The following is a 20,185-nucleotide window of genomic DNA, read 5'->3' on the forward strand; positions in this document are numbered from 1 at the left end:
CCAATCAGAATGCCAAGACGGATGAACAGCTGCTTGTTACTGGGTTGCTTGTCACTCATTCGATTTACTCATCTCGGGGCATGTTCAGTACGATAGTCCGACTCAAAGCTCTGGACGCCGTTCCCAGACCTGGCTGGGGCTCAAGCGCTCTTCCCGTTGTCTTGCCACGTCCTCGGCTTCATAAGGCTCAAAATCTTCAGGTAATTGATCCTTGCCTTCCCAGGCATAACTGACATGATTGAGCAAAGCCGCCACCTGCTCATCACTCATTCTCCGAAAGCCGGGCATGACACCGCTGTATTGCTCCCCCAGCACCTGGATCTCGCCACCGAGGCCGTAAAGGGTCAGCTGTATCAGGTATTCCCGCCCCCCTTCGGCCTTCAGCAACTTGGGCACATGATCCGCCAGCGGCGGAAACGCCCGGCCGTGGCCGCTGCCGTCCATTTGGTGACAAGCCCGGCATTGACGCTCATACAAGGCGGCTCCCTGGGGATAAGGAGATTCCTCAATGGCCTCATCCACCGTAGCTTCCAGCTCTTCCTGCTGCTGATCGCAAGCCAAAAGAAAAGTCATCAACAATAACGCAAGCAGCCACATAGCAGGCCTAACGATCATCCAGGATTTCCTCCAGACGTTCGATGGGCAATGCTTCCATATGATTCCCCTGGCGCCCGGTCATGGACTCGGCTTGTAGCAAACTGTTGTAAATGGCTTCTTCGGTGGCTTCCACCGTGGCCATAAAGAGGGGGTCCATGTCTCGATCAGCCAGCACATTGCGACTACGCCCCTCGGATGGAGATTGATGGGAAACAGTGTCACTGGTGGAGAAGGCCACCATGAAATCACCGGAGCCATTACTCATGAAGCCACCGCTGCGTCCAATACCCAGGCTGGCGCGCTTGGCCATACGCTCCAGATTCCGTTCACTCACGGGGGCATCGGTAGCGATCACCACCATGATGGAGCCTTGCTCATCCACCACATTGTTCAACTCAAGCTCAAGCTCGGTCTCCACTTCTTCCCGGAAGGTATAACTGCCCAGGGCCTCGCCCACCCGGGCCCCATCCATGGTCAGCACACCCCCGAAGTTGGATTGCACCAGAACTCCCACGGTGTAACCGCCCAGGGGGTCGGGCAAGGCACGGGAAGCGGTGCCGATGCCTGCCTTCCAGCCAAAAGCCCGGGTACCGGTACCCGCCCCTACATTGCCTTCCGCCACCGTGCCCCCTTCCGCGGATTCAATGGCGGAAAAGACATGCTGGGGACGTACCGACTGACTACGGATATCATTGAGGAAACCGTCATTGGTTTCCCCCACCACCACATTCACCGAATGCACGTCCTCGTTGCCATCTTGCTCCAGCATCCAGGCCACACCGGCTTCCAGGGTCGTGCCCACGTTCAGGGTATTGGTCAAGAGGATGGGTGATTCCAGCACGCCCAGTTCCCGGACCTGTTCGAAACCGGCCGCCTTGCCAAAACCATTGGCGGTGTAAACGGCGCCGGGCACCTTGTCCTGGAACAGATTCCCCCCATGGGGTAAGACAGCGGTCACCCCGGTACGAATATCATCACCGGAGACCAGGGAGACATGCCCGACACGCACGTCCTCCACATCGGTAATGGCGTTGAGCTCGCCAGCGGGCAACACCCCTGGCGCAATGCCCAGATCACGGGCCCGGGGGCGTTCCTCACCCACCAGAGGCTGAGCCAGAAGCCCGAGAACCAGGCCAAGTGGAATGATAGATCGACATAATCGCATGGACGTCCCCGCCGTCTTTGGTTCAGAATCAGCAGCCCATTCTAGCGCAGATAACTAGCCTGAGCAGGTACCCTCGCGCACCCGAGCAAGGCCGGAGGACGGATTTGAATTTCCCCATTCTGTACCAGGATGACTACCTGGTGGCTGCCCGAAAACCGGCCGATATACTGGTGCACCGCACGGCCCTGGCCCGGGACCGGGTTTTCATGCTCCAGAGCCTGAGGGACCAGCTGGGTCGGACCCTCTATCCGGTTCACCGACTGGACCGGGCCACTTCCGGCGTGATTGTGTTCGCCCTGGATTCCCGCTCGGCCCATCAGCTCAATCAGGCCTTCAGTGAGCAGCAAGTTCACAAGCAATATCTGGCCATTGTGCGGGGCTGGCCGCCGGCCCAGGGGGAAATCAATCGACCGGTCAAGGATGATGATCGTGCAGAACATAGACCGGCGCTGAGCCGTTATCGGCGCCTGGCCCAGTGTGAGCTGCCCGTTCCCAATCGCCGTTACCCCACTTCACGCTACGCCCTGCTTGAGCTGGAGCCGATGACGGGGCGGCGCCATCAGCTGCGAATTCACTGCGAGCGCATGGCCTATCCCATCATTGGTGATACCACCCACGGGGACGGTGAACACAACCGTATTTTTCGCGAGCACCTGGGCATCCGGCGCCTGCTCCTCCATGCCCGAACCATCACCTTGCCCCACCCCGCCGAATCCACTCGCCGGCTGACCGTATCCTGTCCGCCCGGTGATCAATTTATCGACGCCATGATAGGGCTGGGATGGAAGGACTGGCTGGACAATGAAGCGAAGGCGCTATTCCGTCCAGCGCTTGAAGATCAGTGAGGTATTGATGCCGCCAAAGGCAAAATTGTTGCTCATCACGTATTCCACATCCATTTTTCGGCCATCCCCCATGATGTAATCCAGCTCCGCACAGCGTTCATCCACATTGTGAAGATTGGCAGTGGGGGCAAACCAACCTTCATTCATCATTTCAATGGCCAGCCAGGCCTCCAGGGAACCGCAGGCCCCCAGGGTATGACCGAAGTTGCCCTTCATGGAGCTGATGGGCACCGGGCGGCCAAAGACTTCCCGTGTGGCCTGGGTTTCGGCGATATCGCCCCGGTCGGTGGCGGTACCATGGCCGCTCACATAGCCCACTTGGTCAGGATGGAGGCCGGCATCTTCCAGGGCCAGTCGCATGGCCACCGCCATGGTCTCGGCATTGGGCTGGGTAATGTGGGTGCCGTCGGAGTTGGTTCCGAAACCTACCAGCTCGGCCATGATATCCGCTCCCCGTTCCCGGGCATGGTCCAGGGATTCAAGGATCAGATTTACCGCCCCTTCCCCCACTACGAGACCATCCCGGTCCCGGTCATAGGGAGCGGGGGTGGTCTCCGGGGCATCATTTCGGGTGGAGGTAGCAAAGAGGGTATCGAAGACCGCGGCATCGGCGCTGGAGAGTTCCTCGGCACCGCCGCCGATCATCATGTCCTGATGGCCATAGCGAATTGCTTCCATACCGTAACCCACCCCGTGGGAACCCGAGGTACAGGCGGAACTGGTGGGAATGATGCGGCCGGTCATCTTGAAGTAGAGGGCAATATTCACCGGGGCGGTATGCCCCATCATTTGCACATAGCTGTTGGAGGTCACACCCGCCACGTTGCCGGTTTGAAGATAGCGGGCGAAGGTCTCGGTGGCATCAATGCTGCCGAAGGAGGAACCACAGGAGACCCCGGCGCGGCCACTGTTCAATACCGGATGCTCGCGCAGACCGGCATTCTGCAGGGCCAGATCGGCGGCCCGGGTGGCCAGCAAAGCCACCGTACCCATGCTGCGAGTCTGCTTGCGCCCATAGCCGGCCTTGGGCAATTCATAATCCATCACCGGGCCACCCAGCCGGGTATTGAGCCCTTCGAAGCGCTCCCACTCGGGCATGTAGCGAATCCCCGTACGGCCGGCCTTCAGGGCCTCACGGATGCGAGGCCAGTCGTGCCCCAGGGAGGTCAGGCCTCCGACACCGCTTACCACAATCCGTCGCATCAGCACATTCCCCCATTGACGGCCAGCACCTGGCGGGTGATGTAGGCAGCCTCATCCCGCATCAGAAAATCCACCGTGGCCGCCACTTCTTCCGGGCGGCCCAGGCGGCCGGCGGGAATCAGCTTGAGTGCTTCCTCCACGGGGGCATCGGCAATCATGTCGGTCTCGATCAGGCCCGGGGCCACGCAATTGACCGTGATCTTGCGCTTGGCCAGTTCCAGGGCCAGGCTCTGGGCGGCAGCAATGATGCCGGCCTTGGAGGCGGCGTAATTGGCCTGACCCCGATTGCCCATCAAACCGGAGACCGAGGACATGGCGATAATGCGCCCACCCTTGCGGCCCCGAACCATGGGCATGACCAGGGGGTGAATCACATTATAGAAACCGCCCAGATTAGTGTTCACCACCCGGTCCCAATCCTCGCCCGGCATGGCCGGAAAGGCATTGTCCGCCGTAATCCCCGCGTTGCAAATCACGCCATAATAGGGCCCTTTCTCCTCGACCCGTGCCTCCAGGGCTTCGCGGGCCGCCTCCCGATCGGCAATATCGAATCCCAGGGTATCCACGCTCACACCCTGCTCGGCCAATTCGGCGGCCAGGGATTCGGCTTCGGATTGACCGGAACGATAATGCAGGGTCAGGGCCCAACCGGGTTCGGCCAGCCGCTTGGCAATGGCCCGGCCGATACCGCGACTGGCGCCTGTGACCAATACTCGTCTTTGATCCCCCACTGTCATTCATTCTCTCCCGACAAGGCTTGCGGTGGCTGTTCCATGACGCTCAGACGCCCCCGCGCCAGACACTCGCCACCTTGATGTATTTCTCCACGGTAGGAGCCGAAGCCATTGTCCTGGCGTATCAGCTCCTCGACCCGGATTTCCAGTTCACTGCCGGCGGCAAAGGCCGCCACCTCGCTGTCATAGCTGCGGCAAGCCAGCAGGTAACCCACCCGCGGGCCCTCGCCCTGGTCCTGCCCCCGGACGCCGGCCCAGGCCGCCACCGTCTGAGCCATCATCTCCAGGCCCACCGTGGCCGGCACTCGCCCATCCGCCAGAGCAAAGGGATGGGAGGGGGCCATCACTGCCCGGGCCCGGGCAGTCTTGTCATCCCAGTCCAGCAGGGCGTCGATCAGCAGCATGTGGCCCCGGTGGGGCAAAAGCGACTCAAGCTTCATTCTTCACCGGCTCAATCCGCACCCAGCAGCAACACGGCATTGCTGCCACCAAAGGCAAAGGAGTTACTCATGGCCAATCGATGCTGCCCTTGAATCCACCCCCCGGGCGAAACCAGATCCAGCGGGGCCAGTGAGGGATCATTTTCGCCGTCCCAGACATGGGGTGGCAACTGCCCCCCGCCATAGGCCTCATGCAGGGCCAGCCAGCAAAAGGCCGCCTCCGTAGCCCCGGCCGCCCCCAGGGTATGCCCCACCATGCCCTTGCTGGAGCTGGCCGGCACGCCTCCCGGGAAAACCCGGGCCACAGCATGGCTCTCCATCAAATCGTTCTTCATGGTACCTGTTCCATGCAGGTTGAGGTAAGCAATGTCGACCGGATCACAGCCGGCCATGGCCAGGGCCAAGCGCATGGCCTGCTCGGCGCCCACCCCGTCCGGATCGGGTGCGGAAATATGGTGGGCGTCGGAACACTCGCCCCAGCCCATCAGGCGCAGCGGTCCTGGCGCTCGACTCATCAGAAACAGAGCAGCGGCTTCACCAATATTGATGCCATCCCGGTTGCGGCTGAAGGGATTACAGGCCTGAGCGGAGACGCTTTCCAGGGCATCGAAGCCGTTCACGGTCAGATCACACAGAGAATCCGCGCCCCCGGCGACCACCACATCACACAGCCCCAATTCCAGCATTCGGGCGCCGGCAATCAGGGCCTTGCTGGACGAGGTACAGGCAGTGGACAGAGTCAGCGCCGGCCCGGAAACGGCCAGATACTCGGCCAGAAATTCCGAAGGACTGCCCACCTCCTGCAGACGATAATCAAACTCAGCCGGATACTGTCCCGAGTACTGGTGGCTGGCCACGGCGGCCTCGCCTTCCCGGACACCGGAGGTACTCGAGCCAAGTACCACCGCCACTCGATCGGGACCATGGCGTTCAATCGCCGCCTGTACTTCGGACTCGATTTCTTGAAGGGCCCCCAGCAACAGACGATTGTTACGGCTCGCCCGATGGGTCCAGCCTTCGGGCACAGCCGGCAATTCATCGCTGCAGGCACCCACCGTGGCCTCGCCCCCCCGCAGCAGGGGCATGCGGCGACTCAGCCCATGGCGGGTGCCCGCCAGCATGGCCTCGGTCACCGACGCCTTGTCGCGGCCCAGGGGGTTGATCAGGCCCAGGTGGTTGAGATAAATCCTGCTGCTCATGACGACAATGGCTCCAGGGTAATACGGATATCCTCGTCCATAATCATTTCAATCATCCCGGTGTCGGAAGCGCGAAGGATGCGCAGGATGACCCGACCATTGTCCAGACGCAAGCGCCGATCCCCCTGCTCGTCCACTTCCAGATGGCCACCGTAAATCACCCGGTTCAGGTCTTCGGGCTCGGCCAGTAGCAATTGCAGCAAGGCCAGCAATTGAATGGGCTCAGGCGCCTCATCCGGGAACCGTCCTCGGCTGGACAACTGCTCACCGTCCCATTCCACCCGGAACAGGGCCATGCCGGTGAGGCTCTGGGCCGCCAGCAGGAACCGCTTTTCATCCACCGCCAACTGCCCGATGAAATCCTGTCGGCCCGCCGGTGAGCGAAGCTGCACCCGGTCCAGGCGTTCCAGAGAGCGGCCCATCTCGGCCGGCGTCAAAAGACAATAGGCCAGCCGGGCATGTAGACGCTCGCAGCCCGAACGATCAGGCAGGGTGAGGGGCGCGCAGGCCGTCAGCGCCGCCAACAGCAGGCACAGCAGGGCCAGGCGCCAGGGTTTCTGAAATCCCATTCTCACGAGGCCTCCCCCTGTTCAGCAGCCTGGCCCGCCAGCAAAAGGGCCGAGAGATACGACGCCACGATACCCACGATCACGGTCAAGCCGAACTGTCCCAAGGCCGGCACCTGACTCAAGCCCAGAAGACCAAAGGCCAGCAACGTGGTCACTGCGGCCAGACCAATACCGGCCACCCCGGCCGGTGACGGTTGACGCTCGGCGGCCAGAAAAGCCGCGTAATCCGCCCCCACACCCAAGGCCAGAATGACCCCCATGAGCACGAAGGTGTTCAGGCCAATGCCGCTCAGCCATAGAAAGCACAAGGTCAGGGACAGCGCGGAGAGGGGTGCCAGGGCCGCCATGCCGCCACGACGCCAACCCAGCAACAGGACAAACAGGGCCGGAATACCGATCACGGCAGCCGCCAGTATCCAGCGACTGGCCGTTGCCCGCTGTTCGGACAGGTTCCGGTTCATCAAGGCCATGGCATCCACATAGCGAACCCCCGTCGGCAGTTGTTCCTCGTCCAGTCCGTCCAGGTCACTGCGGGGGATCAAGAGACTGGCCTTGTCGGTCTCGCCCTCAATCCAGAGTCGTTCCACCAGGGGCGCGAGCGGACCGTCTCGCAGCGCATCGGGCTGCAGCCAGTGTCCCCGGGCCTCGGCCCAACGGGCTCGCAGTGCCGTACGGGCCGAGGCGGACAAACCGATTTCCCCCAGCGAGGCATCCAGCGTGGAATCCGCCAGGGCCTGTCCCAGCAGGGCATGGGTCTCGGCCTGGATGGAGGGCGGCGGAATCAGCCGGGACAGGGCCACGCTACGCTGCCCCAGGTCTTGCTCGGCCAAGCGCTGGCGCAGGGCCCGCTCCCGGCTCATGACCTGATCCAGATCCCGCCCCTGGATCAGGAAAAAACCGGGCGGGAAATCCGTCCCGCTCACCGCCCGCACATGGTGATCCACGTCCAATTGCTCGGGCAATTCGGCTTGAAAGGCCCGCAGATCGTCACTGCCCGGCATCTGCCAAAAGGCCACAAAGCCAAGGGGCAATACCAGCAAGGGGAACAGCCAGCGTGCCGGGCCGATCCCTGCGAGCAGGGTCCGGGGCTCGTTCAACAGGCGGGTGACAGGCGCACTGAGATGGACCGGCATATGCCGGTCCAGAACCGGGAACAACAGCACCACGGTCAGCCAGGCGCCGGCCAAGCCTGCGGCGGAAAAAACCGCCAACTCCCGAAGCACCGGGAAGGGACTGACCGCCAGCACACCCAGACAGAGCAGACTGCTCAGCACACCGAGCAAGAGCGGACGCTGCAGGCGCCGGACCAGTCGCTCGGGGGAATCGGAACCGCGCTCGGTGCGGTGAACCAGGTATTTGAAGACATAGTCGATGGCAATCCCCAGCAGGGTACTGCCCGCCACCAGGGTGATGATATGGATCCGGCCGAACAGCAACAGGGAGACCGCCGCCGCCATCAGGACCCCGCCCCCCAGGGCCAGGGCAGCCAGCACCAGGGGCCGAAGGCTGACAAAGGCCAGAAGAATCAGCAACAGAATACCGACCAGGGAGAGGGAGGAAATCAGCATGACCTCGCCCCGGGCCAGCTGGCGTTGCTCGGCCGCAAAATGGACCGGCCCGGTACTGCTCAGGCGGCAATCCGGGCAGGCCTGGGCCACGGCCTGCTCCACCTGGGCCAGGGTTGCCTGGTGAGCGGTCTGGACCGGGGTCTCAAAGGCATTGCCACTCAAGGAAAGCGGCAGGAGCCAACGGTCCTGATCATCGCCGGCCTGGTACCAAAGCCCCTCACGACGCTGGAAATCCGGATAGGGGCTCGGCTGATGGCTCAGGTATTCGCCCAGAAAACCCGCCGGATCCTGATCAAACGACCGGCCGGTGGCGGGCGAAGGTCGTGCCAAGCGTCCCTGGACGGTACGCCAGTAGTAGCCCGCCGGGTCCAGTCGCAATCGCTCCAGGGTGGCGGGCCGCAACAGGGCAAACTGATAGGGCTTGAGTGCCTCCAGCAGGGTTTGCGGATCGCCCATCGCCAGCGGTTGGGCAACCTCGCTGTCACGGATAATCTCACGGACCTGTCCGGCAGCCGCCGCCGAGGCCTCCCCTGGGCCTTCAATCAGCAGCAGCCACTCGCCCGTGGCACCAATGCGATCCCGGCCCATGGCCCGGGCAATCAGGGGATCCTGATGCTCCGCCGGCATCAGGTGGGTAATGTCGCTGTCCAGCCAGTCGCCCGCCGGGTGCTGCTGGGGCAACCAGACCAATAGCACCGCCAGGCCGGCGAGGATCATGAGCAGCCAGGCCAGGCCCCGTCCCAACGCCATGACGCTCATGAATCGTCTTCCACCTCAAGCATCTCGTCATCGGGGCGGTCGCCCTGATGGTCGCTCAGGCGAATATCCAGGTGCCCCCCATCGGCCTCCTTTATATGAATGTGCTCTGGCCAGCGCCCCTGGACCACTTCGATGGCATCGATCTGTTCCGCCAGGGCTTCATCCCGGGGTTTGAGGCGAAAACGCATTCCGTCCTCGTCATCCGCCGCCAGCGGTTGAACATCAAAAAGTGCCGCGAGCTGTTCCTGATCACCGCTCATCAACGCCATGAGCAACTCATTCAGGGATACCACCCAGGGGGCATCCTCGGCACGAATCTCTTCTGCTTCGCCCTCGGGGTGGATCTCGATGATGCGATCCGGCAACAGGCGATAAACATGCTCGAAGGGGGACTCGGTTTCCCAGCGCAGTTCTTCGCCGGCCACCCAGTGGACCCGCCCCTCACTGCGAAAAGCCCGATCCAGTCCCGGCGTGGTGCGTTCCTGCTGGAAGCGCGCCTCAAAGGCGGCCGGCTCGGCTGCCAGGGGCGTGACCAGCCCCATCAGCAGGACAAACAACACAAGCTTCAAACCGCGCCCCCTCATGAAGCCTGGTGCGCCAGCTGGGCGCGGATACGATCGGTCAGGGCCGGCGGGCAGACAAACTGCAGCTCCCCGCTCTCCACACAAACCGCACACTGGATGGTATGGGCCCGGCAGAGACGCTTGCCGGTTTCGATGTCATGCAATTCATAATCGATGCGCAGGCGGTTTTCCCATTCCATGATCCCGGCGGTAACCCGCACCTGCTGAGCGTATTCCAGCGGCGCGATGTATTTGACCCGGGTGTCCACGATGGGCCACATGAAGTTCGAGGCCCGCATCTGGGGATAGTCATAATCGATCTTGCGCAACAGAGCAGCCCGGCCGGCCTCGAAATAGCGAAAGTAATTGCCATGCCAAGCCACCCCCATGGGATCCAGATCCTGGAAGGGAATCTCTATATCAATGCTTTCGACGATCTCGGCCTTCTTCATGCAGAAATCCTTCTTTCTCGCAGGGCCGCCAGCAGTTCACGCAAATCCCCTTCCAGGGCACGATCCTCGGTCACGAAGGGGCACAGTTTCTGCACCTGGGACAGGGTCTCGGCCAGCTCGGCGGGCAATTCACTCAACTCGCCCCGGCGCCGACGGATCTCCAGGGCCTGGCTCACCGAAACCAACAGGCCGACCGCAGTCTGCTCACTCAACTCCAGCACCCGCAAAGCATCACGGGCGGCAATGGTACCCATGCTCACCTTGTCCTGATTGTGGCACTCGGTGGAGCGGGAAAAGGAGGTGGCCGGCATGGTGAGTTTAAGGGCCTCGGCGGTCCAGGCGGATACCGAAATCTGCAGAGCCTTGAGGCCATGACTGCTGGCATGCTCGGGATTGGCCTCCCAGGCCAGATTGGAAGGCAGGCCATTGGAGAATCGGCTGTCCACCAGTTGTGCCATCTGCCGATCCAGCAGGTCGGAGACGCTGGCGATGGCCGTCTTGAGACTGTCCATGGCCTGGCCCACATGGCCACCGTAGAAATGGCCACCGTGATAGACCTCTCCCGTTTCCGGGTCGATGAGGGGGTTGTCGTTGGCGCTGTTCAGCTCGATTTCCAGCCAGCGCTCGCACCAGTCCAGGCTGTCATCCAGCACCCCGATGACATGGGGGGCACAGCGAATGGAATAGCGGTCCTGGAGCCGGGTACCAGGCTTGCCACTGTCATCCGGCAGCACGGCACGAATGGCGTGAGCGGAACGGCTCTGGCCGGGATGAGGCTTCATTTCAAACAGCCGAGGATGGAAATGATTGGCATTGCCGGCCATGGCCAGGCAGGCCATGGCCGTGATGCGATTGGCCAGATCCACCAGCTGGCGGGCACGGGTCCAGGTGACACAGGCAATGCCGGTCATCACTGCGGTGCCATTCATCAGGGCCAGACCTTCCTTGGGGAGCAGTTCAAGCGGCCTGATACCCAGCTCGTCCAGCACAGCGGCGGCGGGCCGTCGCTGTCCCTTGTGCAGCACCTCCCGCTCCCCCACCAGGGCCGCAGCCAGATAGGACAGGGGCGTGAGATCACCGCTGGCGCCCACCGAGCCTTCTGCCGGCATCAAGGGCAGTACATTTTCCTGCAACAGCGCGACCAGCTTTTCCAGCAGCTCCAGCCGAACCCCGGAGACCCCGTGGGCCAGGGAATTGATCCGTGCCAGCATGGTGGCTCGAACCAGCTCGGGTGCCAGATGCTCCCCCAGACCACAGCCGTGGTAGCGGGTCAGATTCAGGGGCAGGGCATGCAGCTGTTCATTGGGAATGGAGACGGTACAGGAATCACCAAAACCAGTGGAAATACCGTAGACCTGGGCGCCACTGTGCACCAGCTCGGCCACCCGGTCGGCGCCCTTTTGAATACGCTTTCGAAAGGCCTTGTCCTGACTCAGGGCCACCGGTTGCACCGACCTGGCAACGGCATCCACCGATGCCACCGAGAGGGTCTCACTGCCAATGGCCAGTGGCTTGCAATCGGCCGATTGGGACGACAGCTTGTCGGCTCGTTGACTCATCTACTCTTTCTCCACAGGGGATTCCGGCTCAACCACCCCGGCACGCCGCGCCGGGGTCTCGTCCTGCCAGAAGTCATAGAAGTTGTACCATTGATAGGGGTATTCGCACAGCAGCGATTCCAGGCGGCGGACATATTCATCCACCACCGAACGCAGCTTGGCTTCGCGCTCCCGCCGGGGCAAGCGCAAGCGTTCAGCAAAGCGCTCAAAATAAATCCGGGCATTGCCGTCGGGACGATCCATGTAGAAAAAGCCGTATACCGGACACTGCAGGGCATGGGCCAGCACCCAGGGACCAATGGGGAAATCTGTCTCATCCCCCAAAAAGGGCAGACGGACGCGGGGACTGTCGACCGCCACCGGTGCCCGGTCTCCCACGATCACCACGAATTCCCCCTGATCGATCCGAGATTTCAGCATCAGGGCCGTATCGGCCCCGATCTCCTCCACCATGATCACCCGCGCACCATGCTCCCGGTTCAACGCTCGCATCACTCGATTGTATTTGCGGGCATTGGCGGTATAGATCAGGGCATTGATCTTCACCTCGGGATAGCGGGTAGCGAGGGCCCGGCCCACCTCCAGATTGCCGGCATGGGCCCCCACCAGCAGGGCCCCCTGCCCCCGGTCCAGCAGGGACTGGAATGCCTCCCAATTGGGCATTTCCAGCGCATCGGGATCCCCACCACCGGACCAGGCTTCCACTCGCTTGATGTTGGCGCGGACAAACTGCCAGAAATGCCGGAAGGTGGTTCTCCAGCCGGGCCGGGGCTGGCTGGGGTCAAAGGCATGCAGGCGGCGAAAGTAATGCATGGAGGCCCGGCGGGCACGGCCATTGAACAGCAGAAAATAGAGGGCGGCGGGAAACAGCACCACCGCCATACCCCGACGCCCCAGCAGGCGATAGGCCCAGACCGCCATGCGCATCCCCAACACGGTGCCCGGTTCCTCCACCCCGGCCCAGTGATCGGCCCGGCGCCCGGCCATCAACCAGCCGGGCCAACGAGCCAGCATCCCGAACACCAAGCGTACATGCATGGCCGAGATACGGACATTGTCCCGAAAGAGGCGAAAGGTGGAGCGGCTGCCGGTGTCATAGCGAACACCGGTTTCGATGAAACGTACCGCGGTGCCCCGCCAGAACAGACGCACCATGATCTCGGTATCGAAGTCCATGCGCGGCCCGACCCCTTCCTCATCCGCCACCGCCAGGCTGGCGGCCAGGGGGTAGATGCGGTAGCCGCACATGGAATCCCGGATCTGGAAACTCAGGGTTTCAATCCAGACCCAGACATGGGTGATATAGCGGGCAAAGACCCGGCCGGCGGGCACCGAGGCATCGTAGCGAGGCCGGCCGGAGATCAGGGCTTGCGGTTCGGCTCGGGCCGCGTCCAGAAAGGCCGGCAGGTCCGCCAGATCATGCTGGCCATCGGCATCCACCTGCAGAACATGGCTGAAACCGTCGGCCCGGGCTTGGCGCATGCCGCACAGCACGGCGATGCCCTTGCCCCGGTTAATGGCCTGACGAAGCAGGATCACATGGGGGTCGGCCTGGGCGATTTCCGCCAAGCGCCGAGCGGTGTCGGCATCATTGCCGTCATCCACCAGGTAACAGGGCAATCCCTGATCGCGCAACTGCGCCACCACCTCGGCCACCCGCTCGGGTTGACGATAGACCGGAACTACCGCACAAAAGGACAGGTTCATTGGGATGCTCCGAAAAACAGTCGGCCTTCGGAACACAGGGGGCCATCCAGTCCATCCAGGGTCAGACGCCAGTCCACCTGGCCATCGCGGGCTTCCAGGTGCAGGCAAAGCTCACAATCCGGCTGGATTACCCGTTGGAATTTCACCGAGCGCAGGCCCTGGAAGCCTCCATCGGGACAGAGATCCCGCTCGGCCAGTTGGCGGGCCCATTCCACCTGAACCAGGCCGGGCAACACCGGGTGGCCGGGAAAATGGCCCCGAAACCAGGGCAGATCGACGGGCACGGCCAGGCGGTATTCGGCCACCGGCCCCCTGACACGCTCGCTCAGTATGGGTGGCAGACTCATCAGGCCCCCTCCTGAAACAAGGCCAGCAGATCAGCCCGGCGCAGCTTGCCCATGGGATTGCGGGGCAAGGTTTCCAGGTAGCGAAAGCGTCGCGGCAGAGCAACCTCGGTGAAACGGGTGGCCAGTTGCGCCCGCAACTGCCGCTTGAATTGCCACTTGCCCAAGGCCTCCAGGGCTTGCTGACCGACCTCACTCAGGGCCAATACTGCTGCCGTGGTCTGCCGCTCGCCGTTCAGGCGCAGCACCGCGGCTTCCCGGACCCAGTCGCTGGCTTCCAGGGCAGTCTCGATTTCGGCCAGTGAGATACGGCGATCCTCGATCTTGATCACCCCGTCACTACGCCCCAACAACTCGAATCCGCCTGCGGAATCCAGCCGCCGCCGAGCCCGGTCACCCGTATCCAGCCATTCATGACCAGTGGCCGGGGATCGGACCTGCATGGGCCCCGGCTCAGCGTCCGGGAATGCCAGCTCGACGCCGGCAAAGGTCTGCCAGTGTGCATGCTCGGGCCGTCCCTGATCACGGAAAGCAATGCCACCGGTCTCGGTACTGCCATAGACTTCCCATACCGCCAGGGGGTCCAGGGCCCGGTGCAGGGCCAGGGAGGTGGAAGCGGGTAGCGGCCCGGCAGAAGAAAACACGCCATCCAGCCGACCGGCGGAAGCCACCAGAGCGGTATAGCCCGGCCAGCGTTTGAGATGGGCTGGGCTGCTCACCAGGACACTGCGGGGGAAGCGATCGATGGCAGCGGCAATTCGGGGGGGCTCCAGCAGGGCCAGCTCCGGCACGGGCCGCCCGGCTACGAAGGGCCAGAGCAAGCGAAACAGCAAGCCATAGAGATGGAAATGGGGCACCGTGGCCACCACCGCACTCGCTTCAAGGAGATCGCCCCAGGCCTCCTGCAACACCAGCAGCTCGTCTTCCAGCTGGGCCAGGGTCTTGTCCACCCGCGTGGGCTCACCGGTGGAGCCGGAGGTAAACAACAGCAGGCGAGCCTTGCGGGAAAGCTCAATGGGCGTATTCACCGGGGCTCCCGCCGCCACCGCCACATCCCGGTCGTCCGCCAGCTCGGGGGCCCCACTGACCAGACCCCGCTGGTCATCCACCAGCTGTCGCACCGCAGCCACGCCACTGTGAGGGGGGAGCACGGGGGTTGCACCGGCCGCCAGCACCCCCAGCACAGCGGCCAGGAACCGGGTGGCGTTGTCATCCACCACCAGCCATTGCTGGCGGGAGTCTTCGGACACGTTACGTCGGACCTGCTCGACCATGGACCGCAACAGACCCAGGGAATGGCCTTCGGCCTCCGGATGCCAGCTGATGATTCGCCCTGTATCGGATTGATTCAGGGCGGCGGTTAGCTGAGTGGCAATGGTCATGGCGCTGACCACCGGCGCCGCTGATGCTGACGAATACCGTACTCAATGGCAAACAAGGTGGCCACCAGCAAATAACTGATCAGGCCGTTATAAAGCCCCCAAAGCCAGTCCGGTGCCCACAGGGCCGTGGCCAGGGCGACCAGGCTGTTGGCAAACAGAAACAGGCTCCAGACCCGGGTAACCTGGCGGGTGTAGGGGATGGCCTCCGGTGGAAGTTTCCCCTCCCGCAAACGGGCAATCCGTTCCACCAGGGGACGTTCGCTGAACAGGGAGGAAAAAAACAGGCTGAACACGGCCAGATTGGCCAGGACCGGATAAAAACGAATCCCCAGCATGAAATCCAGTTCCAGCCAAAGCGGTAGGGCCAGCAGGATCCCCAGTATCACGACCAGACTCCCTTGCAGGATCAGTGTCTGCCGATGAAACCATCGGGCGGACAGCAAGCGAAGGGTCATCAGACCCAGCAGGACCATCCAGAGCGTACCCACTTCCCAGAAGCGGATTCCGGCAATCACTGCCAGGGGATACACCGCCAGGCCAATGCCAGTGATCGCCGGAAGGGGGTTCTTCATGGCATCAGGCCAGCAGCTTCTCCATGGCGCGAATGACATCATCCACGGTACGCACGTCCTTGAATTGCTCCGGCTTGATCTTCTGCCCGGTGATTTCCTGCAGCTTGATTACCAGATCAACCGCATCAATGCTGTCCAGCTCCAGGTCCTCATAGAGATGGGCCTCGGGCTGGATGTCGCTCTCATCAATCTCAAAATGGTCGATGAGAATGCGCTTGATTTCATCAAAATCCACGGTTGCGCTCGCCATGATTCACCCCGCTCCATTGGCCCGTGCCGATTCAATGAATCGGGCCAGGTTCTCGATACTGTAAAAATGTTCCCGAGTGTCTTCGGAGGTGGCATCAAGACGTACATTGTATTTCTTCTGCACCGCCACACCGATCTCCAGTGCGTCAATGGAATCCAGTCCCAGGCCATCGCCGAACAGGGGCGCCTGGGGATCGATATCCTCCACGGCAATATCTTCCAGCTCCAGGGCCTCGATCAGCAATTCACGCAACTCTGTCTTCAATCCAGACATGCTCTTTACCCTCAATCCACGCGGTATGACTCAGCAGTCCTTCCAGGACCCATGCGCAAGTCACCCGGCGGAGATTCTGTTAAATCGGCAAGACCTGTGCGGCTCCCCGGCGATCTCGCGTAGCAAGTCCAATATACGCGCCCCTCGCCGGTCTCCGAACCCCTCATATGAGGGGTATGCGGTCCCCAAAAGCCACCCAGCTCCCTCGGACAAGGCGCGGAATTCTACAAGAGCCCAAGCTCACGTTCAAAAAAGCGCTTCAGTCCCTGGGTCAGTCGTCTTACAGCCAGGCTCTCTTCCAGTCCTTCCACCTCGGCGAAGGCGCTGAGGGGGCGCGCCTCCAGGACCCGAATCTTCAGTGTCCACACCCGATCCGGCACCCGATACCAAGGAGTCCCCTTATTCAGGGTGGGCGGCGTGCATTCCATGACCACCGGCATAATCGGTGCGCTGCTGGCCAGAGCAATTCGGGCCGCACCCCGGCGAAAGCGCAGGGGCTCGCCGGGCACGGTACGGGTCCCTTCTGGAAAAACGATAAAGGGTTCGTTTCGGGTGTTGAGGCGCTCAGCAGCGGTAGCCACCACCGATTCGGCCTCGGCATTGCTTACATAGCCCGCCGCACTCACCATCAATGCCAGCACCGGATTGCGCCAGGCAGACTGTTTGACCACGCAATCAGCCTCGGGTAACCGGGAGATCAACACTACCACGTCAATCAGGGTGGGATGCTTGACCGGCAACACCAGACAGCCCCCCGATTGGGCCAGCAAATGCTCGTTTTCGATCTCGAAACGCCCCAGACCCAATTTCTCGATCTGCCATGGCACGGTGGCAAAGCCCCAGCGAATCAGACCGCGGACCCGGCGGCGGCGGGCTTTGGCGCTTCCCGGGATCAGCAGCACCAGGGGAAGCACCGCCAGGCTCATAACCACACCACCAAGACCAAAGCTGAGAAAGACCCAGCCTGTACCCAGGCTGCGGTAGATACGTTCAAGCGGCCACATGAACCGGCTCCAGCTGCCATGCCCGTCGCTCGCTACGCCAATCACCCCTGCCCTGTGGCCGAACCAGCCCCGTCAGCATGGATTGCAGAACGGCCGTTTCACCGGCGGGGTCACCTGGTGGCACGGCACGCCAGGCAAGACGAAACAGGGGGCCGGCCTGGGTGTCTTCCTTGGGCGCAACGCGCAAGGCCAGACAGGCGACGGGGGCGTCCTCGGGCAGATAATGGCGATAAAAGGCCGGTATCGACTGCTCGGCCCAGACCATCAGGCAGTCCCGCTGGGAAACCGCTGCCTGCACGGCAGTTTCCAGCAAGCCCGCAGGCAAGGTATCCAGCCCCGCCGCCACTGCCGTAGCCGGCTCCCGATTTTTGCGGGCAATGGAATGCAGCCCCAGAATGGCGTTGTGGACGGAGAGAGAAAAGTCCCGGGGTGACAGCGGTTCGCCTTCGGCCAATGACTGTAACAGTGAATAAGATCGGGCCAATTCGCCATGCCGCGAAGCGAACACCATGGGCGCATGATCATCGGCATCATGCAGGGTGTCTTCCATCACTCGAAACACCATTCGCGCCATGGGGCCCAGACGACGACGCTGCATGGCAGGCAGAAAACTGACGTCGGCACGCTCCTCGCCAGCGGGTGGCCCACCCCGCTCGATCCAGGCCAGCCAGTCCTTATGGCTGCTCATGCCGGGCGCCCAGGCTTGCCAGTCACGCAATCGAAAATCGATCTCGGTCGAATTATTGTTCATGGTCCGCTTGCCAATCCCCATCCAAGATGGCGATAGTGTAAAGCCTGTTTCCCCTTTCCGCTGAATGGCGACCCTAAAAAGACCGTGCAATGAGCAATCCGGCCCCAGGCAAACCCACTCCCCTGCTGCAGTTATCCGGGGTTCAAAAACAATGGCCGGGACGGCCGCATCCCGCCCTGAACGGGCTCGACCTCACTGTCGCCGAGGGCCGCATCCTGGGGCTACTTGGCCCCAATGGGGCCGGCAAGACGACCTTGTTATCCGTGCTCATGGGCCTGACACCCGCAGATGCCGGTCGCTTTGAGCTGGATGGCCAGCCCCTGGACCGGCGACGCACCGCCTTGCGGCGTATCGCGGGCCTGGTGCCTCAGCATATTGCCCTCTACCCCAGTCTCAGCGGCCAACAGAATCTGGACTTCTTCGCCGGCCTGCTCTGGCGTCACCCCAGGGAACGGCAGCGGGCCGTGGACCGTTGTGCGGCCATTGCGGATCTGGGAGAAGCCCTGAATTACCGGGTGGAACAATACAGTGGCGGGCAGAAGCGACGGCTGAACCTGGCAGTGGGACTGCTGGGGGAACCCCGACTGCTTTTGCTGGATGAACCCACCGTGGGCATCGATCCCCAGTCCCGTCATTTCATACTGGAATCCATTCGCCGGCTTTGCCGGGACGAGGGCATGACCGTGATCCACACCACCCACTACATGGAAGAAGTGGAACAGCTCTGTGACGATGTGGCCATCATGGATGAGGGGCGCGTGCTGCTCAATGACAGCCTGGACCAGGCACTCCGTCAAGCCCGCGCCCTGGGGCGACTTCAGCTGCGCTTGGAAGGGTCGGCACCCAATTCACTGCTCGCGGCCTTGCGAAAAGAAGGCATCGTGGTGGAAGCAGTACGCGACCATGAACTGTCCCTGAGCCTGGCCGAATGCAACCTCAGTCTGTCGGCCATCACCGAATTGATCGAAGCACAGCAACAAGTCATCAGCACCCTGCGCTTTGGGGCCAGCCTGGAAACCCTTTTCCTGTCACTCACCGGCCGGGCCCTGAGGGAATAAGATGCATCGACTGATCTCATTGATCTGGAAGGAATGGCAGGTGCTGGCCCGGGACCCCCATGGCCTGGCGGTACTGTTTCTCATGCCGGCGGTTTTCATCCTGGTCATGTCGGTGGCCCTGCAGGATGTCTTTGCGCCGGATGGCGAGGAAATGGGACAAGTCGCTGTGGCCGACCCCATCCCCGACGCCACCGCGGAAAGCTTTCTCGATCACCTGTCAAAACGAGTCCTGCTGGTGACTGTGGACGCCAATGATCCCCTGGCCCGGGATGAGGTACGCCTACAGCTGGCAGCGGATTTTGGAGAACGACTGACGGCCCTGGTTGAAGATCCCGGTGAAAATCCCGCTCCCGCTTTGGACCGCTTGGCGGACCCCGGCGTGGATGGCCGTTCTCTGCAAGTCATCGATAGTGCCATCCAGATGGCATTGGGCGAAGCCCTGTCGGAGATGGAAGGTGACGGGGAAGTGGCCGACCTGCTGACCCAACTGGATCGCCACGCCATTCGCGGTCTGCGGCCTGGCCAGGCAGATCCCACCACCACCCTGAGCTCGGTGCAGCAATCGGTTCCGGCCTGGCTGGTCTTTGGCATGTTTTTCGTGGTAATCCCCCTGTCCACGGTACTGATCGGGGAACGCCAGGAAGGCACCCTGGACCGGCTACGCCTCATGGGGGTGGGTCCGAGCATTCTCCTTTTGGCCAAACTGCCGGCCTACTTTCTGGTCAACCAGGTCCAGTTGCTGGCCATGCTGGCGATTGGCTTCTGGATTGTTCCCCTGGCGGGCGCCGAGGCCCTTCAACCGCCGATTCATCTCACCGCCCTGATACTGGTGGCCTCCATTACCAGTCTGGCCGCCATCACCTTTGCCCTGCTGGTGGGCGTTATTGCAAAAACCCATATGCAGGCCACCACGGCCGGCGGTGTCTTCAATATCCTCTTTGCCGCCGCCGGGGGCATCATGGTGCCGCGATTTGTCATGGCGGATACCATGCAGTCCGTGGCGTGGCTCTCTCCCATGGGCTGGGCACTGGATGGTTTTCTGGCCGCCTTTCTGCGCGAGGACGCCCTGTCCGTAATATGGCTGCCGCTGCTGGGGCTTTCCCTGTTTGCCCTGCTCTGCTTCCTGTTGGCGGTGGGCATCATCGCCCGCCGCCACTAGCAAGCCCAAGCCCCGTTTGCTGTCGGCTTTTT

22 protein-coding genes are annotated in these 20,185 nt (G+C 62.3%); 3 read left to right on the forward strand and 19 right to left on the reverse strand.

The window, feature by feature from the left end; translation table 11 throughout:
• Positions 1 to 102: 102 nt before the first annotated feature.
• Both J2T60_RS08480 and J2T60_RS08485 read right to left on the reverse strand, forming a co-directional pair.
• Positions 103 to 573: a c-type cytochrome gene (locus J2T60_RS08480; RefSeq protein ID WP_253448368.1), complete on the reverse strand. Its 471-nt coding sequence runs from the start codon at positions 571 to 573 to the stop codon at positions 103 to 105.
• 31 nt (positions 574 to 604) lie between these two features.
• Entirely contained in the window at positions 605 to 1,762 is a 1,158-nt protein-coding gene (locus J2T60_RS08485; RefSeq protein WP_253448371.1) for a DmpA family aminopeptidase, read from the reverse strand.
• A 104-nt stretch (positions 1,763 to 1,866) separates the two neighbouring features.
• Here J2T60_RS08485 and J2T60_RS08490 point away from each other — a divergent pair, with 104 nt between their 5' ends.
• On the forward strand, positions 1,867 to 2,607 hold the full coding sequence (locus J2T60_RS08490) for a pseudouridine synthase (RefSeq protein WP_253448373.1): 741 nt from the start codon (positions 1,867 to 1,869) through the stop codon (positions 2,605 to 2,607).
• Here the strand turns inward: J2T60_RS08490 and J2T60_RS08495 are convergent.
• From J2T60_RS08495 to J2T60_RS08575, 17 genes are all read right to left on the reverse strand, one after another.
• The gene (locus J2T60_RS08495; RefSeq protein ID WP_253448376.1) at positions 2,578 to 3,810 is read right to left on the reverse strand and encodes a beta-ketoacyl-ACP synthase; all 1,233 of its coding nucleotides are present in this window, start codon (positions 3,808 to 3,810) and stop codon (positions 2,578 to 2,580) included. The two genes, J2T60_RS08490 and J2T60_RS08495, sit on opposite strands and share 30 nt — an antisense overlap.
• Positions 3,810 to 4,547, reverse strand: coding sequence for a 3-oxoacyl-ACP reductase FabG (fabG, locus tag J2T60_RS08500; RefSeq protein WP_253448379.1), 738 nt, complete (start codon positions 4,545 to 4,547; stop codon positions 3,810 to 3,812). The genes J2T60_RS08495 and fabG overlap by 1 nt, the downstream gene beginning before the upstream one ends.
• A complete protein-coding gene (locus J2T60_RS08505; RefSeq protein ID WP_253448382.1) occupies positions 4,544 to 4,984 on the reverse strand; it encodes a hotdog family protein in 441 nt (146 codons plus the stop codon). The genes fabG and J2T60_RS08505 overlap by 4 nt, the downstream gene beginning before the upstream one ends.
• 11 nt (positions 4,985 to 4,995) lie before the next feature.
• On the reverse strand, positions 4,996 to 6,183 hold the full coding sequence (locus J2T60_RS08510) for a beta-ketoacyl-[acyl-carrier-protein] synthase family protein (protein WP_253448385.1): 1,188 nt from the start codon (positions 6,181 to 6,183) through the stop codon (positions 4,996 to 4,998).
• Positions 6,180 to 6,752: a DUF3261 domain-containing protein gene (locus tag J2T60_RS08515; protein ID WP_253448389.1), complete on the reverse strand. Its 573-nt coding sequence runs from the start codon at positions 6,750 to 6,752 to the stop codon at positions 6,180 to 6,182. The genes J2T60_RS08510 and J2T60_RS08515 overlap by 4 nt, the downstream gene beginning before the upstream one ends.
• Positions 6,753 to 6,754: 2 nt before the next feature.
• Positions 6,755 to 9,079 (reverse strand): MMPL family transporter, encoded by a 2,325-nt coding sequence (locus J2T60_RS08520; protein ID WP_253448392.1) that lies wholly within the window; start codon positions 9,077 to 9,079, stop codon positions 6,755 to 6,757.
• The gene (locus J2T60_RS08525; protein WP_253450796.1) at positions 9,076 to 9,639 is read right to left on the reverse strand and encodes a LolA family protein; all 564 of its coding nucleotides are present in this window, start codon (positions 9,637 to 9,639) and stop codon (positions 9,076 to 9,078) included. The genes J2T60_RS08520 and J2T60_RS08525 overlap by 4 nt, the downstream gene beginning before the upstream one ends.
• Positions 9,640 to 9,659: 20 nt before the next feature.
• Positions 9,660 to 10,094 (reverse strand): acyl-CoA thioesterase, encoded by a 435-nt coding sequence (locus tag J2T60_RS08530; protein WP_253448395.1) that lies wholly within the window; start codon positions 10,092 to 10,094, stop codon positions 9,660 to 9,662.
• Complete coding sequence (locus tag J2T60_RS08535; RefSeq protein WP_253448398.1) at positions 10,091 to 11,653, reverse strand: HAL/PAL/TAL family ammonia-lyase; 1,563 nt, start codon at positions 11,651 to 11,653, stop codon at positions 10,091 to 10,093. The genes J2T60_RS08530 and J2T60_RS08535 overlap by 4 nt, the downstream gene beginning before the upstream one ends.
• Positions 11,654 to 13,360, reverse strand: coding sequence for a glycosyltransferase family 2 protein (locus J2T60_RS08540; protein ID WP_253448401.1), 1,707 nt, complete (start codon positions 13,358 to 13,360; stop codon positions 11,654 to 11,656).
• A complete protein-coding gene (locus tag J2T60_RS08545) occupies positions 13,357 to 13,707 on the reverse strand; it encodes a 3-hydroxyacyl-ACP dehydratase FabZ family protein (protein ID WP_253448404.1) in 351 nt (116 codons plus the stop codon). The genes J2T60_RS08540 and J2T60_RS08545 overlap by 4 nt, the downstream gene beginning before the upstream one ends.
• Complete coding sequence (locus J2T60_RS08550) at positions 13,707 to 15,086, reverse strand: class I adenylate-forming enzyme family protein (protein ID WP_253448406.1); 1,380 nt, start codon at positions 15,084 to 15,086, stop codon at positions 13,707 to 13,709. Before J2T60_RS08550 ends, J2T60_RS08545 begins: the two co-directional genes overlap by 1 nt.
• Positions 15,083 to 15,658, reverse strand: a complete 576-nt coding sequence (locus J2T60_RS08555; RefSeq protein ID WP_253448409.1) for a COG4648 family protein — start codon at positions 15,656 to 15,658, stop codon at positions 15,083 to 15,085. The genes J2T60_RS08550 and J2T60_RS08555 overlap by 4 nt, the downstream gene beginning before the upstream one ends.
• Before the next feature lie 4 nt (positions 15,659 to 15,662).
• Entirely contained in the window at positions 15,663 to 15,908 is a 246-nt protein-coding gene (locus J2T60_RS08560; RefSeq protein WP_253448412.1) for an acyl carrier protein, read from the reverse strand.
• A 3-nt stretch (positions 15,909 to 15,911) separates the two neighbouring features.
• Positions 15,912 to 16,181 carry a phosphopantetheine-binding protein gene (locus J2T60_RS08565; protein ID WP_253448415.1) on the reverse strand — a complete coding sequence of 90 codons (270 nt, stop codon included), beginning with the start codon at positions 16,179 to 16,181 and terminating at the stop codon, positions 15,912 to 15,914.
• A gap of 224 nt (positions 16,182 to 16,405) precedes the next feature.
• Positions 16,406 to 17,185, reverse strand: coding sequence for a lysophospholipid acyltransferase family protein (locus J2T60_RS08570; RefSeq protein WP_253448418.1), 780 nt, complete (start codon positions 17,183 to 17,185; stop codon positions 16,406 to 16,408).
• On the reverse strand, positions 17,172 to 17,936 hold the full coding sequence (locus J2T60_RS08575) for a beta-ketoacyl synthase chain length factor (RefSeq protein ID WP_253448421.1): 765 nt from the start codon (positions 17,934 to 17,936) through the stop codon (positions 17,172 to 17,174). The genes J2T60_RS08570 and J2T60_RS08575 overlap by 14 nt, the downstream gene beginning before the upstream one ends.
• 89 nt (positions 17,937 to 18,025) lie before the next feature.
• On the opposite strand from J2T60_RS08575, the gene J2T60_RS08580 reads away from it, so the two are divergent.
• Positions 18,026 to 18,994 (forward strand): ABC transporter ATP-binding protein, encoded by a 969-nt coding sequence (locus J2T60_RS08580; RefSeq protein WP_253448425.1) that lies wholly within the window; start codon positions 18,026 to 18,028, stop codon positions 18,992 to 18,994.
• Position 18,995: 1 nt separating this feature from the next.
• Positions 18,996 to 20,153 carry an ABC transporter permease gene (locus J2T60_RS08585; RefSeq protein WP_253448428.1) on the forward strand — a complete coding sequence of 386 codons (1,158 nt, stop codon included), beginning with the start codon at positions 18,996 to 18,998 and terminating at the stop codon, positions 20,151 to 20,153.
• The last annotated feature ends 32 nt before the right edge of the window (positions 20,154 to 20,185 follow it).

It is taken from the genome of Natronospira proteinivora (assembly GCF_024170465.1).
In the GTDB taxonomy this organism is placed as follows: Bacteria; Pseudomonadota; Gammaproteobacteria; order Natronospirales; family Natronospiraceae; genus Natronospira; species Natronospira proteinivora.